Source organism: uncultured Helicobacter sp. (assembly GCF_949282165.1).
Classification (GTDB): domain Bacteria; phylum Campylobacterota; class Campylobacteria; order Campylobacterales; family Helicobacteraceae; genus Helicobacter_F.
This window is the reverse complement of sequence record NZ_CASDOV010000004.1, coordinates 108,245-122,180: the sequence shown is the minus strand read 5'-3', so window position 1 is coordinate 122,180 and position 13,936 is coordinate 108,245. Positions and strand designations below refer to the sequence as shown.

Here is a 13,936-nt window from a genome sequence, read left to right as displayed (position 1 = left end):
TTTTAGTTTTTTAAAGCACGAATCCCTAAATTTCCATATCGATGATAGGATATGCTCAAAGACTTTTCATTATGGTAGAACAAAAGCTCAAAGCGTCCATTTAAAAGCGGCTTATCTCTAATGACTATCTTAGCTAAAGAAGCAGCTTTTATGTAAATTTTGTCATTTACACTAGGTTTTGCGTGATAGCGGATTCTCTCATACTCCTCTATCTTAGCCACAAAATCCTCTTCTTTTTCTTGTATGAATTCTGCACTTAAATTTAGTTTTTGACTAAGCTCTTTTGCTTTTGATATATTTTCATTTTCATCAAAGCTTATGTCAAGTTTTACCTTAGCAGTATTTGCTGCTAAGATGACAGCTAAAATATCTCTTAAACTATCATCTTTGCACACTCTAAAGCCAAGATTTTTTATCTTTGTGTATGAGAAAAGATTATCCTCTCCTCTGATATTTACATAGTCCTTGCTAAGGCTAAATTCGTTTTCATAATGATAAGCATAAGATTTTGCCATAGCACAAAGCTCATCTAAGCCAAGCTTTTTAAGTTCTTTTGCAAGTTCATTTTCAAGCACATTCTCATCAACTTCATCTTGGTAGATATCTAAAAATTGCGTGATGTAGTTGTAAATTCCTACCTTTCTACCAAAGCCAATGGCGGATTTTTTAATACCTCCAAAGGGCTGACGCAAAACTATCGCACCTGTTGTAGGTTTGTTTATATAAATATTTCCAGCCTCTATGTGTGTGTGAAAATACTCCCACTCTCTTTCATCAAGGCTTTCAAAACCAGCAGTTAGCCCATATCCTGTGGAATTTACTATCTCAATTGCTTCTTTTAAATCTCTTGCTCTCATCACGGTTAAAATCGGTGCGAAAAGCTCTGTCATATGGGTAAAATCACCCTTTTTTGTGCCGTATTTTATGCCAGGACTCATCAAATGCTTGTTATCATCTATAAATTTAGGCTTTAAAGCCCAGCTTTCATAAGGTTTAAGCTCATCTAAAGCCTTTTGAACCTTAGAATCTATATCATCACAAAGAGCAGCGATTTTATTTTTAAACTCAAATGGCGAACCAACAAGCATAGATGAGGCTGCATCTACAAGAGTCTTTTTAAAATCCTCATCATCATAAACCTCACTTTCTAAGACAAGCAAAGAAGTAGCCGAGCATTTTTGCCCTGAATTTGAAAAGGCTGAATGCACTATGTTTTTAATAGCACTATCTCTATCGGCAAATTTTGAAACTATGGTGGCGTTTTTGCCTCCTGTTTCAGCACTTAAAAGCAAGGTAGGATTAGCTTTTAGCATTTTATAAGCCGTTTCTTCTCCTCCTGTGAGTATGCTAAATTTCACACTTTCATCTACAAGTAAGTATTTTGAAACATCACTTCCCTTTGAAGGCAAGAAAATAAGCGCGTCTTTTGGCACTCCAGCCTCCCAAAGAATTTCGCAAATCATATATCCTGTAAGCGTAGATAGCGATGAGGGCTTATAAATCACAGCATTACCCGCAGCAAGCGGTGCTACTATCGTGCCTACAGAAATTCCCACAGGGAAATTCCAAGGTGCTATGGTAACTCCCACGCCCTTTGGGCTAAATTTAGTCTTAGGATTTTGCTCTCTTAGTTTAGCTAAAGAATGTGGATAAAACTCGGTAAAGTCTATCGCTTCACTCACTTCAGGATCTATTTCTAAAAAAGTTTTACCCACTTCTAAGGCTGCAAGACCTATCAAATCTCCTCTTTTTTCTCGCATTAGCTTTGCAGCACGGGCTAAAATCTGATGAATCTCATCAAAGCTTTTTTCTTTAAACTTAGAGTTTTTAGCTACTTCCAAAGCCTCTTTTATCTCTTTTTCTCCAGCTAAGTAAGCCTTGCCTATTACACGATTTTTTATCTTATCTTTTACTTCGATATAGCTTAGGCTTTCATCTTTTATACTATCTTTTATCACAGGATAGACATCATAGCCGCTTAAATTTTCATATTTTTCTTTGATTTTTTTAGCCCAAGCCCTATTTTGAGCTAAGATAAAATCTGTATCGCTTTCATTTGTAAAGCTTTTACTCTCATAAGAGCTTTTTATATTTTGTTCTTTGTTTCTATCTTGCTTTCTGTGAGTGCTATTATCTAGGCTTTTAATGCCTTCTAAACCTTCTAAAAAAAGTTTTTCTTGCATTTGCCAATTTGAATCTCCAACCTTTAGGTTGAAAAAATAGCGCATAAAATTATCCTCGCTAGTATTCTCATCAAGTCTTCTTACAAGATAGGCTATGGCATTGTTAAAATGTGCCTCATCACAAACTGGAGCATACAAAATAAGATTATGAATTTTAGACAGCTCATAAGAGCATTGCAAAGACATACCCTCAAGCATTTCAAAGGTAAAGCTATCAAGTGCATTAGCCTCTTTTATCCTTGTGTAAGCATAGGCTATCTCAAAGATATTATGACTTGCTATGCCGATGTTGATGTATTTGTAGTTATCATCTTGAAGGATAAAATCAAGCATTTTGTTGTAATTGCTATCTGTATCAATTTTCTTATAAAAAGTTGGAAGCTCCCAGCCTCTTTGACTTGCGATAGTTTCCTCACTTTCCATATTTGCACCCTTTACGAAGCGGATTTTTATAGGCTTCATTCCTTTTAAAACCCTCTCTTTTGAAAAGGCAAAAAGTTTTTTAAGATACTCATAAGAATCCGGTATATAAGCTTGTAAGACTATGCCAGCCTTTATGTCAAATTTACTTAGACTTTCCATAAAAGCAGCCACTGTTAGCTCTAAATCCCTGAATTCCTCCATATCAAGATTGATAAATTTCTCAATACCTTGCCTTTTTTCCTCCTCTCTAGCTAAGGCATAAAGATAATCTAGCCTTTTTACCACCTCATCTTTTGAGTATTCGTAATCTATGATGTTAATTTGTGAAAAAATAGTAGTAATTTTTATAGATATATAAGTTATATAGCTTGATTTTAGAGCCTCTTCGTATTTTTTTATGCGGTAAGCACTTTCTGCTTCTCCTAAAACCTCCTCGCCGATTAGATTCACATTCAAAGTAATCTTATCCTCGTTTTTTCTCTTTTCTATGTGGGGTTTTAAAAAGCTTTCACTTGCGTCTAAAACCATAGCACTTGTATCTTTTCTAAGATGAGAAACAAAAAAAGGCACAGAAATGCTAGGCGCAAAGCGACCAAAATTTATAAAAGAAAAAAGCAAGAACTTTTCAAAGCTCGTAAAAAAGTCCGCTATACCAAATTTTTTCAAGGTATGTTCTATAAGCTCAAAAGAAGCAGCCCTATCTTTACATCTAAAAGAACGGTCTAATAATTCTATTAGCATAACCTTATTTTTGGGATTATTTAGTAGTTTTTGCATTTTTTTGTGAAATTCCCGCTCACTCTGTGAGATATGTGCTTCAATCTTGTGTTGCAATTCTTTGGCGAGCTTGAGGGATTGTTGGATTGTTTCATTCATGGGAAACTCCTTAACTTGTAGTCTTTAGATTTCATTAGATAATAGTAACAAAAAATCAAGCTAGAGTTAAAATTATGGTAGTATATTTTAGCCCCTGTGTGATTTGGTAACAAGCCACAAACTCCAAATTGTGCTATAATGCCGAGTCTAGTCAATTTTATCAGATAAGTAATGCTATGGGATACATCATTTTCACGCTCACAATATGTTGTGTTTATCTGCGCCCATTTAGACTGCCAATATGGGTATTTAGCACACTTGGGGCGGTGTGTGCGTATGCTCTAGATGTGGTAAGTCTTAGCGACATCGCACTTGTGTGGGAGATTACTAAGCCAAGCACCCTTGCACTCATCGGGCTTATCCTCCTTAGCCTCTCCTTTGAAAAGCTTGGATTTTTCACACACCTTGCCTCGTGTATCACGCCACACACGCATTTTATCCAGACTTGGAAATTCTTTGTGTTGCTCATTATTTTGGGGAGTGTGGTAAGCATAGTTTTTGCTAATGATGGGGCGGTGTTGGTTTTAACTCCGCTTATACTAGCACTCTTTGACAAAAGAAATTCGTCTCTTACGCAATCTTTGAATGAGCACGGCAACTCGGCTTCGGGCACTACCAAAGAGGTAGCTTCCTCGCCTCGTTTTGTGCAACATTCATGCGGGAGCGAAGCGACTAAATCCCAGCGGGCAAATCTTACGCAAGATACTAGAATTTATGAATCTAACGACACAAATTCACAAACCAATACAGAATCTAACGGCACAGAATCCAACAAACCAAAAATTCCAAACTTACCAAACAAAGATAATGAGAGTGGCGCAGTATCTTTGAGCTATTTTTGGAGTTTTTGGAGGCAAGGCGCCGGGAGCTACCTTAGCGGTAGTGACCAAGCCGAGCACGAACACTCCGCTAAAAGCGCAAAAAAGACAAGCCATTTAACGCTTGTTATTGTGTTTTTGCTTGTTATTAGCTTTGTCAGCGACTTCGCCTCCAATGCTCTTGTGATTTCTAATCTCACCAACATCATCACTGCACAAATGTTTGGTATGGATTTTGTGCGTTTTGCGCTTACTATGGCACTGCCCCAAATCTTTGGTTTGCTTGCTTTTGTGGGTATTGCGTGGCTTTGTTTTAGACGATTTCTCCCGCGCACATTGTGCTTTGCCACAGAATCTAAAAGAGAATCTAGCTTAGATTCTAACGCACAATTTAGCTTCACCTGCGACAAAGAGCATGATTGTCCGCTTTCAAAACACACATTTGCGCACAAGCCTACCAAACTCACTTTGCTTTTGTGCTATGTCCTTGTCATCGCACTTTTAGGAGGGATTGTCGTTGGGGAGAGATATGGTGCGGAACTCTATGTCTTTTTGTTTGGGGCTAGTTTTATCGCATTAGCGTATGCGTGGGCTTTGGGGCTATTTCAGCCTCGCACCCTGTTTAGAGAGACGCCTTTTTCGGTCGTGGTTTTTAGTTTTGGGTTATTTGTGGTGGTGTTTGGTGTGAAAAATGCGGGGTTTTTAGAATCTATGCGTGAGGTTTTTGAAAGCATAGAATCTGCACCGCTGTTTGTGCAGATTTTTAGCGTAGGCGTGTTTTCAAGTCTCGGTTCTAGCGTGATAAACAACCTCCCTATGGTGCTACTGGGCAACCTCACCATAGAATCTTTTAGCCTAGATTCAGCCCATCAAAATGTCCTAGCCCTCGCGCACCTACTAGGTTGCAATATCGGCTCTAAACTCACTCCCATAGGTTCGCTTGCCACCTTGCTCTTTTTGCTCAAGCTCAAAATCTCTGGTATAAAAATCCCATTGCTAACTTACCTCGCCTTTGCTTTTGTCATCACATTTTGTGTGCTTTTTACCTCACTTTTGGGGTTGTGGGTAAGCGTGCTGCGGAGTGTGGGGAGTGTGGGGAGTGTGGGGAGTGCGCCACAGAATCTAGCGCAGAGCCTGTGCTAAGGGCGTTTGTGCGCATAAAGAACGCACACACAAAGCTTGCAATAATGAGTACCAAACCAAAGCTAAGGGCGAGGATAATGCGCGCTAGAGGCGTGAGCAAGGCATTTTCTATGGAATAGCGGATAAGGAAAAACGCAGCAAAGATGAAAAATATCCCCGCGACAAAGACCATAATTTTTTGGGTAAAAAGCTGCTCGAAGCTAAAGCGCGCCTCGCGCACCTTTTTGGGTGCTTGGGGCTTTGAGAATGCGTGCTGTGGCGTGAGTGAGGCTATGGGGCTGGTGGGTGTAGCCTCTGTGAGGGCCTTTGTGTGCTGTGCGGGGGTTTGCTTAGGGGTTTTAGGGATTTGCGCGCTAGATTCTGTGTTAGATTCTGTGTGGCTAGATTCTATGGTGTGGGGCGCGCTAGAGGGGGCTTTGCTAGGGGCGGCGTCTTGCGCGTCTTTTGACGGGGATTTAAGCACGGAGGTGGTTTGTAAAGAAAATCTATAAAAGCGTTTTTGCAATGTATTGTGCCGCTCCTGCAGCGCGTGGAGCTCGCTTGTGGTTTTTGAGAGGAGTGCGCGGAGTTGTTTTATCTGCGTGGCGTTACGCCTGCTTGCGCTATAAGCAAAAATCCCGAGTATCGCACCGATGAGTATGACAAAAAACAAAACAACGCCAAATGCAATCAATGTGTCCAACGCAAATCCTTTGCAACGCTTTTGCGCGGCATTATAACAAAGCGAGGCTAAAACTAGTTGGATTCTAAACAATCACACAAGCCCCCCCACTTCAAAAACTCTTAACAAGGCTTTGCCAAATATCAAATAATGGAGCGCGCAAGCGCAATACCTAGCAGAATCTAAAGATTTAGAATCTAGATTCTGCAGATTCTTTGATTGTTAGATTCTGTCTTTGTTCACTTCTTAGAATCCCTTTAGATTCTGCGTATGTTTTAGAATCTATGCAACTAGATTCTGTAATCGTCTTTGAATCTACTTTAGATTCTGTGCTCCCTAGATTCTGTGTTTTTTCATTTTTGAGAATCTCCACGCTAGATTCTGTAGATTCTAAATTTCTTAGAATCGCATTCTCACGGATATTTTCTAATTTTTTAGAATCTCGTGTTTGCGCAAAAGAAAAAGGGGTGTTATCCCCTCCCCGCTCGCTAAAGCCCCGAAAAAGATAAAGCGCCGCTTTTTTGCTGCGCTTTGCTTGCAACCCGTTGGGTCTTTTCGGCAAACAAGGGGAGTGCCTCGCTTTTTCCGCTTCTAGCGCAATCGTTGCGGAGGGCACTACTGCCTCCTTTCTCCAACGATTGCGCACCACGAAGCGGGCGAGTGTCGGTTGGTGCTATCGCACCTATATATTGATTTGATTTTTGCTCCGCATTAATGGCACAATTTTGCAATTGCGCTCGGCTTGCGCTATCGCACACATTATTGATATTTGGCAAAGCCTTGATAAGGGTTTTTGAAGTGGTGGATTGTGTGAGTTGTTTAGATTCTGAATCTGCGCTAGATTTTGTAAATTACTTAGAATCTGAAAGACTAGATTTTAAGTTTTGTTTTTGTGAATCTTGATTGGATTCTGAACTTGAATTACTGAATCTAGAATCTAACTTTCTCTTAGGATTTTAAATCTATCGGGATAGATTTTGTGGGCGTCTTAGATTTTCTAAAACCACACAAGGCGGCGCATTGCATAGACTTGTGGCTTTAAAAGACGCGTGCTTTTGTTAGGGTGCTTTGGCTTTGTCGCCATAGATTCTGTAATTTATCTGCCACCACGAAAGTTTGTGGTAGTTGTCGATAAATTGTCTTTTGGATTCTGGGATTTGGAAGTGCTCTTGGGGAGTTATCACGCCATCTTTGAGGATATAGCGATAGCCCGTGTCCGTGCCGATGGGATAGATACCCTCTTTATCTATCCACACCGCGTCGTTGTAGGCGAAGTCGTATTTTGCATTGCCCTCTTTGTGGGCTTCAAAGAGATTGCGCCCGCCAAGCGAGAGAAATTCATACTCCTTGAGACTTAGCGCATAGAGCGTGGGGAAGATGTCCTTGTGCGAGCCAAGCGTGGCTGGATCAAACTCCAAGTCTTTGGCAATGTGCGTGGGGATATAGAGATAGAAGGGCACGGCGTGATCAAGCGCAATGTTTGCGCCCTGCTTCATATCGCGACAGAGGTGATCGCCACTTGCTCCGATGATGACTTTGTCCTTGAGGGTGGGGGAATTGCGGACTTCACTCACAAATTTCCCAAACGCATCGCTTGCGTAGGTAAAAGCTTCAAGCAAAAGCCTTATGCGCTGCGGATTGTCGTAGCTAAAAAAATCCATCTTAGAATCTAGCGCGTATGTTGGGGGCTCAAAGCTCTTTGGCGTGGCAAATGGCTGGTGGTTTGAGATCGTGAGGATTATGAGCAAAGTGGGCTTTTGTGCCTCTAGCAAAATCTCGGTGGCGAGAGAAAACGCGTATTCATCGGCATTGCCAAACGCCCACGCATTCGCCCTGCTCTGTGGATAGTACTGGGCGATATAGCTGCTATCATACACTGCATCCGCCCCTAAGACTTTGAGATAATCCCCGAGGCTGTACCAATTTTGGTTGCCTGAAGTGATGAAAATGACTTCATATCCGGCTTTTTTATAGACATCAATGGGCGTGAGTGGGAGCTTGGTGGCTTTGGCAGAGCTAAGCGAGATCGTGGGGTGGGGCGCGATAGGCAAAAGCAGGGCAAAGGAAGCGGCAGTGTGGTTGCCTCCGGATAGAAAGTGTGTAAAGACAAAGTCGTTTTGCCCTGCGTGCTTGCGCTTGCCCGATTCAAAATATGGGCGGAAACTCCCTAGCAAATCAAAATCCTTGGCATCATCAAGCGCAAGCATATTGGAAGCAAAGCTCTCCATCAGCACGGCAACGATGTGCGGGGAGGATTGTGGCGCGGGGAAGTGTGTGGCGGGGGATTTGGGAGCGCTAGATTCTGTAATGGGGAGAGAATCTAGGGGCTTATTCATGTCTTGTGTGTGTGCAAAAAAGATGGGGAAAGTCTTAGCTTGGAGCGCGGTGCCCTCTGTGAGCGTTGTGGGTTGAAACTTGATGGCGTTTTTGTAGTGTGTATGCGCGTAATGCAGGGCTAAAATGGGATTAAAGATGAGGTGGTTTAGGCTTTGGTTTTGGGTGGTGTAGATGGTGTCTGCTTTGAGCGGTTGCGTGCCTAGTGAGCCCCTGATACCGAGGAAAAGTAAGAGTATGGCGATAATGTGCAGGACTATGGCAGAGACACTGCGCAAATTTGGGAGGTGCAGGCTTAGAATCCCTCGAGCCAAGCGAGCGCACACAAAGGCATAGAGCACGCAAGCACCAAGGATAAGTAGCACGGGATAATCCTGCCATATCACTTGCAAAATCGCAAGTGTATCATCATCTTTAATCCCAAAGATAAAGGCGTCAATGCGCGTGTGGTAGGTTTTGAAATAATAAAAATTGCCAATGGCACTAAAGCACACAAGGAAGCTTATAAGGGCAATGTAGGCAAGCAAAATTTTGTGTGCTACTCCCCCTCCCTTAGTAGTCGCTTGTGTGCTTGCGCGGGCTTGGCGCAATCTCGCGCTAAGGGGTGCGAGGAGGGCGGTGGCGTAGCTAAAGAGCAAAATAGCCGCCACGCCCATACACACCACACGCAAATCAAGCCTGCTGCCCATCTCATAGGCAATCCACAAATCCTGCGTGCTCGCCTCTGGGACAAAGACAATCTGCATTACCACACGCATAGCTAGGAAGCTAAGCATATAGAGACATATAAGGCTTATGATAAGAAAAAGTGTGTTTGTCGTTCGCAAATGCAGCCTTGGTTTAATGTAAATCCATTGCGTGCTTAACTACTGCACGCATTCTTGGTAGGTTTGCTTGTCGGAGGGGTAGAGGATTCTGCCACAATGCGGGCAGGTAGTGAGGGAATTTTCTCCTGAAAGCACCTCGGCATAGGTGCGATCGCTTAGGCGTATGAAGCACCCGCCACACGCTTGTTTAAACACTGGCACCACGCTCGTGTTTTTTGCCCAGCGACGGATTTTTTCATAAAATGTGATGGTTTTGATATCGGATTTGGTGATGATTGCTTGCTTTTGTTTGAAAATCTCTTGCTGCTCTTTTTTGATTACTTCTACCGCGCCTTGCGTGGATTGCTCTAGCTCACTGATTTGAGAATCTAGCTCGCTGATACTCCCTTGGAGCTGTGTTATCTCATCATTTTTGGCTTTTTGGATTGTTTGGAGTTTTTGAATCTGCTCATTAGCAAGCGTGAGATTTTCTTTAGCGATGTCCTCCTCGACGCTTAATGCGCGCAATTCCTTTTCGTTGCGGATTTCTTGCTGCTTTTTAGCGATATCCTCTAGGCGCGTGGAAGTCTCGCGTATGAGGCGATCGTTTTGGGCTATTTCGTGTTGGAGATTTTTGCTTTGCTCTTGTAGTGTCTCTATGGCGCGGAGTGTGGAGGCTTTTTGCGCTATTTTAGAATCTAGCTCTTTGCGTGCTTGGGTGATTTTGGGTTCTAAGTCATCGATTTGTTTGTCAAGGTTTGCGATTTGGATAAGTGATTGCAGATGTTTGTTCATAGGACTCCTTTAAGGGTTAAATGTGTGTAATGGGATTTTCACAATCCATAATTATAGCTTGATATCCCGCGTTTTTCAAAAGGGAATGAAAAATTTGCGTAAAATATTTTTCGCTCTCATAATGTGGAATGTCTATAAGGCTTAAGCCTAGGGATTTGGCAATCATCGCGTCGTGGTATTTGAGATCGCCGCTAATAAGCAGGCTGTTTGGGAGAGTAAGCGCGGCGATGTGGGCGATCTCGCTAAACCCACTCCCACAAATCACAAAAATATGCTCGATAGATTCACTGGCTTGGCACACACGCAGGCTTTCTAGCCCAAGCTTTGCTTTTAGGGCGTTGGCAAGCTCGGCAAATGGAGTCTTTTCTATCGCGCCGTGGCAATACAGAGAATCTTGCACAAAATGTGAAAATCCTAGAATCTGATGTGTGAAGTATTCATTCAGATGGCTTTTGTCAAAGTTTGTGTGCATAGCGATAAGCGCGCAGTTTTTGGCGATGAGCTCACGCGCGATATTACACGGATAGCTGGCAGTATCAAAGCTCTTGATACTTTTAAAAAAAAGCGGGTGGTGGGCGATGATGAGGCTATTTGGCGACACGGAGTGCGCCAGAGCGTGGGTAACCTCAAGCGTGATGTAGAGCTTGTCAAATTCTTGTGTGAGCGAGCCGAGATTGAGCCCAGAGTTATCCCACGATTCTTGGGTGTTAAAGGGCGAGGTGAAGTCGCAGACATAGTGCATATAGCCCACGCTGTTGCGTTTAGATCCTGCTGTGTTTTGTGTGGGATTCATAGCTTGTGCCTTTCTTTGGTTTCTTAGGTTTTTGGGTTTTTGCCTCATCGCGTTTCAATCTCATCGAGCGAGCCCTCCAAATCCTCGTGCGTGAGCTCATCATCGATTTGGTTGTGGAGCTCTTGGCTATTTTGCATAAGCAGGGAGATTTTGTAGATTTTGCCCACTGCTTTGATGATTTCCTTGCCCATATTGCTCGCAAAGGCGATGTCATTGAGTAGTGAAGTGGCGTAGTTTGCTGATATTTTGCTCTCAATAATGATCTTTTCTACTCGCATAAGTGCGCGTTTGTCAAACTGCTTGAGGGCTTTGCGCTCTTGCTTGAGGATATCAGCGATTTCTTGGTAGTTTGTGGATTCTATGAGTTTGAGCGAGTTTATTTTGGCAAGGAGCTGGGCGATTTGGATTCTGATGAGGTTGTATTCTTGGGCGATTTGGGGATTTGGGCTCGTGGCGTTTTTTTTGAGATTTTTTTCAAGGAGCATCATATTTTTGGTGGCTTCAGCGAGGTTGCGCGCGCTCACATTGGCTTCATTGCTTATCTTGATAAAATCCTCTTGGTTGATGTGGGTTTGGGCTTTGGTGCTAAAGTCGATAATCGCGTCAAAGAGGACTTTTACCCTATGATGGTAGAGATCATTGACATTGCCTGTATCGCTATACCATTTTTTGGCTAGGAGCGTCTCTTTGGGGAGATTGGCGCAAATATCAGAGCGCGAGAATCCTAGAGAATGCGCGATAACGCTAAAGACATTGTCATAGAGATGTTTGACTTCGTTGATGAGGGCTTGGGTCGCTGTCATCGGGTAGGCGATGATGTTTGCATTGAGATAGATAGGCGCGTCCATATCGGCGGGCTTTTTGCTCTTTATGAAGGTATTGGCAAACTTCACAAACACTTGGATATAAGGCGTCATAATCGCCACTGCAAGGGCGTTGTAGAATGTATGAAACACCGCGATTTTGAGCGCGTAATCCTGCTCGCCTATGCCGCTAAGCTCGCTAATGAGATCGACAATGCCCTTAAAATAGGACAAAAACGCAAGCGCAATGAGGGCGATGATGAGGTTAAAAATCGTGTTGGTAATGGCGAGCTTTTTACCCTCGAGATTTGAGCCAAAGGAGGCGACAAGCGCGGTTACCACGCCTCCGACATTGGTGCCTATCACAAGCCCTAGCGCGTTGTCATAAGTGATGGTGCCTGTGCTTAGGGCGGATATGATGATTGTGAGTGTGGCAAAGCTTGATTGCACGATGGAGGTGATGAGGATTCCCGCCATCACAAAGATAAAGAGATCCTTTGGGCTTCCGCTCCCATACGCGCTTAGATCCAGCGCGTCTTTGTAACCCTCAAACCCGCTTTTGATATACGCAATGCCTAAGAAAAAAAACCCAATCCCCGCAAAGATATGCCCTAGGGATTTGATGTTTTTGTCCTTTTGAAACACGAGCAAAATCGCAAGGACAATGAGGGGCATAGCAATGGAGGCGATGTCCATCTTCATACCCACGCCCGCGATGATCCACCCGCCTGTGGTGGTGCCTAGATTTGCCCCAAAGACTATGCCAATGGCTTGAGCGAGGCTGATGAGCCCGGCTGAAAGAAAGGAGATGGATATGATGGTTACAAGCGTGGAGCTTTGCATAAGGATTGTGGTGATAATGCCAAAAAGCAGGGCTTTTAGCTTGCTATTTGTCCATTTTGTGAGGATACTCTCTAAGATCCCGCCGCTAAAGCCCTTAAAGCCGTTTTCTAAAAAAATCATACCAAACAAAAACACCCCAATCCCCGCAAAAATCTCGGTTAAAGAAGGATCGATACTCATTGCATAGATGGCGATGAGACACACGGCGGGGAGCCAAAGTTTTTTGAGTGTTTGCATAGGTTTCCTTAGGATTTTGCACAGATTTCACAAAGGGCTGTATTATAATTTTAAAAAACTTTAATTTTTCTAAGGTTGTTGTATGCGCAAACTCTTTCATCTCACTCATTCCCCCATTGCGTGTTACTTCCGCCCGAGTGTGCGGGATTTTGTCGTGCGTGAGATCCCGCTGTATGAGCCAAGTGGGGCAGGGGAGCATCTCATCGTGCTTGTGCGCAAAAAGGAGCTTAGCACCTTTGAGATGGTAGAGATCCTAAGCAACACCCTAGGGCTAAAATCCGCGCAAATTGGCTACGCAGGGCTTAAGGACAAGCACGCCACGACTTACCAATACCTCTCAATCCCCCGTAGCTTTGAATCTAAGCTAAGCGCGTGCAGTGCATCGCTAAATGAGCGAGGTATCAAGGTGCTAGAGCACAGGGCACATACCAACAAACTCCGCGTGGGACACCTAAGGGGCAATAGCTTTTTTATGCGGTTAAAAAAACTCACGCCCCTTGAAGCCCAAAAAGCCATAAACGCGCTTGAAGTGCTCAAAGATAGCGGGTTTGCGAATTATTTTGGGGATCAGCGATTTGGCAGAGACGGACAAAACTACCAAGAGGGCGAAAAAATCTTAGAAAACCTCCGCATTACTCGTGATAAAAAAATCGCGCGCTTCCTACTCTCTGCCTACCAAAGCCACCTCTTTAACCTCTGGCTGCTAGAGCGTATGCGCCTAAGCGCGATGATAGAAACTTGCAGCCCAAGGGAGCTAGCGCGCAATGCTAGGGGCTATGGCGTGCCAGATTGTGTATTGTGCGATGAGGGGGTGCTCTGCGCGCTCAAAGAGCAGGAGCAGTTTTTTAAGCTACTGCGTGGCGATGTGGCGGTGCATTATCCATACGGCAGGGCGTTTGTGATCGATGATGTGGGGATAGAATCTGCGCGCTTTAGCAAACGGCAAATTGCCCCAAGCGGCGCGCTGTGTGGCAAAAAGCTCATAAGCGCGCAAGGCGTGGCATTAGAGATAGAAAGGGCGTTTGTAGATACGCGATTGCGCGAGGTGGGAAGCAGGCGGTATGCGTGGGTGTGGGCGCAAGATGTGGCATACACTTATAAGCCCGAAGTCGCGCAGATGGAGCTCACATTTAGTCTGCCAAAGGGGAGCTATGCCACGATTTTCCTAGAAACACTGCTCAATAGATCGCTCTCACAAAGCTAGCGCGCAATGCCTAGAAT

The 13,936-nt window shown here is 43.7% G+C and carries 10 protein-coding genes; 3 read left to right on the top strand and 7 right to left on the bottom strand.

Features of this window, described 5'->3' with window-relative positions; all coding sequences use genetic code 11:
- Nucleotides 1-2 precede the first annotated feature (2 nt).
- Nucleotides 3-3,482, bottom strand: a complete 3,480-nt coding sequence (locus ACH2BK_RS03875; protein WP_395002167.1) for a proline dehydrogenase family protein — start codon at nt 3,480-3,482, stop codon at nt 3-5.
- A gap of 176 nt (nt 3,483-3,658) precedes the next feature.
- On the opposite strand from ACH2BK_RS03875, the gene ACH2BK_RS03870 reads away from it, so the two are divergent.
- A complete protein-coding gene (locus ACH2BK_RS03870) occupies nt 3,659-5,443 on the top strand; it encodes an ArsB/NhaD family transporter (RefSeq protein WP_395002166.1) in 1,785 nt (594 codons plus the stop codon).
- On the opposite strand, the gene ACH2BK_RS03865 is transcribed toward ACH2BK_RS03870, so the two are convergent.
- The gene (locus ACH2BK_RS03865; RefSeq protein WP_395002165.1) at nt 5,343-6,125 is read right to left on the bottom strand and encodes a DUF2339 domain-containing protein; all 783 of its coding nucleotides are present in this window, start codon (nt 6,123-6,125) and stop codon (nt 5,343-5,345) included. The genes ACH2BK_RS03870 and ACH2BK_RS03865 overlap by 101 nt on opposite strands.
- Nucleotides 6,126-6,294: 169 nt before the next feature.
- Nucleotides 6,295-6,645, bottom strand: a complete 351-nt coding sequence (locus ACH2BK_RS03860) for a hypothetical protein (RefSeq protein ID WP_395002164.1) — start codon at nt 6,643-6,645, stop codon at nt 6,295-6,297.
- 239 nt (nt 6,646-6,884) lie between these two features.
- On the opposite strand from ACH2BK_RS03860, the gene ACH2BK_RS03855 reads away from it, so the two are divergent.
- Nucleotides 6,885-7,007: a hypothetical protein gene (locus ACH2BK_RS03855; protein ID WP_395002163.1), complete on the top strand. Its 123-nt coding sequence runs from the start codon at nt 6,885-6,887 to the stop codon at nt 7,005-7,007.
- A gap of 155 nt (nt 7,008-7,162) precedes the next feature.
- Here ACH2BK_RS03855 and ACH2BK_RS03850 read toward each other — a convergent pair whose 3' ends face one another.
- From ACH2BK_RS03850 to ACH2BK_RS03835, 4 genes are read right to left on the bottom strand one after another with little or no spacing between them, the layout of a single operon-like run.
- Nucleotides 7,163-9,265, bottom strand: coding sequence for an LTA synthase family protein (locus tag ACH2BK_RS03850; RefSeq protein WP_395002162.1), 2,103 nt, complete (start codon nt 9,263-9,265; stop codon nt 7,163-7,165).
- Between the two features lie 39 nt (nt 9,266-9,304).
- On the bottom strand, nt 9,305-10,039 hold the full coding sequence (locus ACH2BK_RS03845; protein ID WP_395002161.1) for a zinc ribbon domain-containing protein: 735 nt from the start codon (nt 10,037-10,039) through the stop codon (nt 9,305-9,307).
- 16 nt (nt 10,040-10,055) lie between these two features.
- The gene (locus ACH2BK_RS03840) at nt 10,056-10,832 is read right to left on the bottom strand and encodes a Nif3-like dinuclear metal center hexameric protein (protein ID WP_395002160.1); all 777 of its coding nucleotides are present in this window, start codon (nt 10,830-10,832) and stop codon (nt 10,056-10,058) included.
- Between the two features lie 44 nt (nt 10,833-10,876).
- On the bottom strand, nt 10,877-12,715 hold the full coding sequence (locus ACH2BK_RS03835) for a Na/Pi cotransporter family protein (RefSeq protein WP_395002159.1): 1,839 nt from the start codon (nt 12,713-12,715) through the stop codon (nt 10,877-10,879).
- An 82-nt stretch (nt 12,716-12,797) separates the two neighbouring features.
- Between ACH2BK_RS03835 and truD the strand changes: the two genes are divergently transcribed.
- Complete coding sequence (truD, locus tag ACH2BK_RS03830) at nt 12,798-13,919, top strand: tRNA pseudouridine(13) synthase TruD (protein WP_395002158.1); 1,122 nt, start codon at nt 12,798-12,800, stop codon at nt 13,917-13,919.
- Nucleotides 13,920-13,936: the final 17 nt, after the last annotated feature.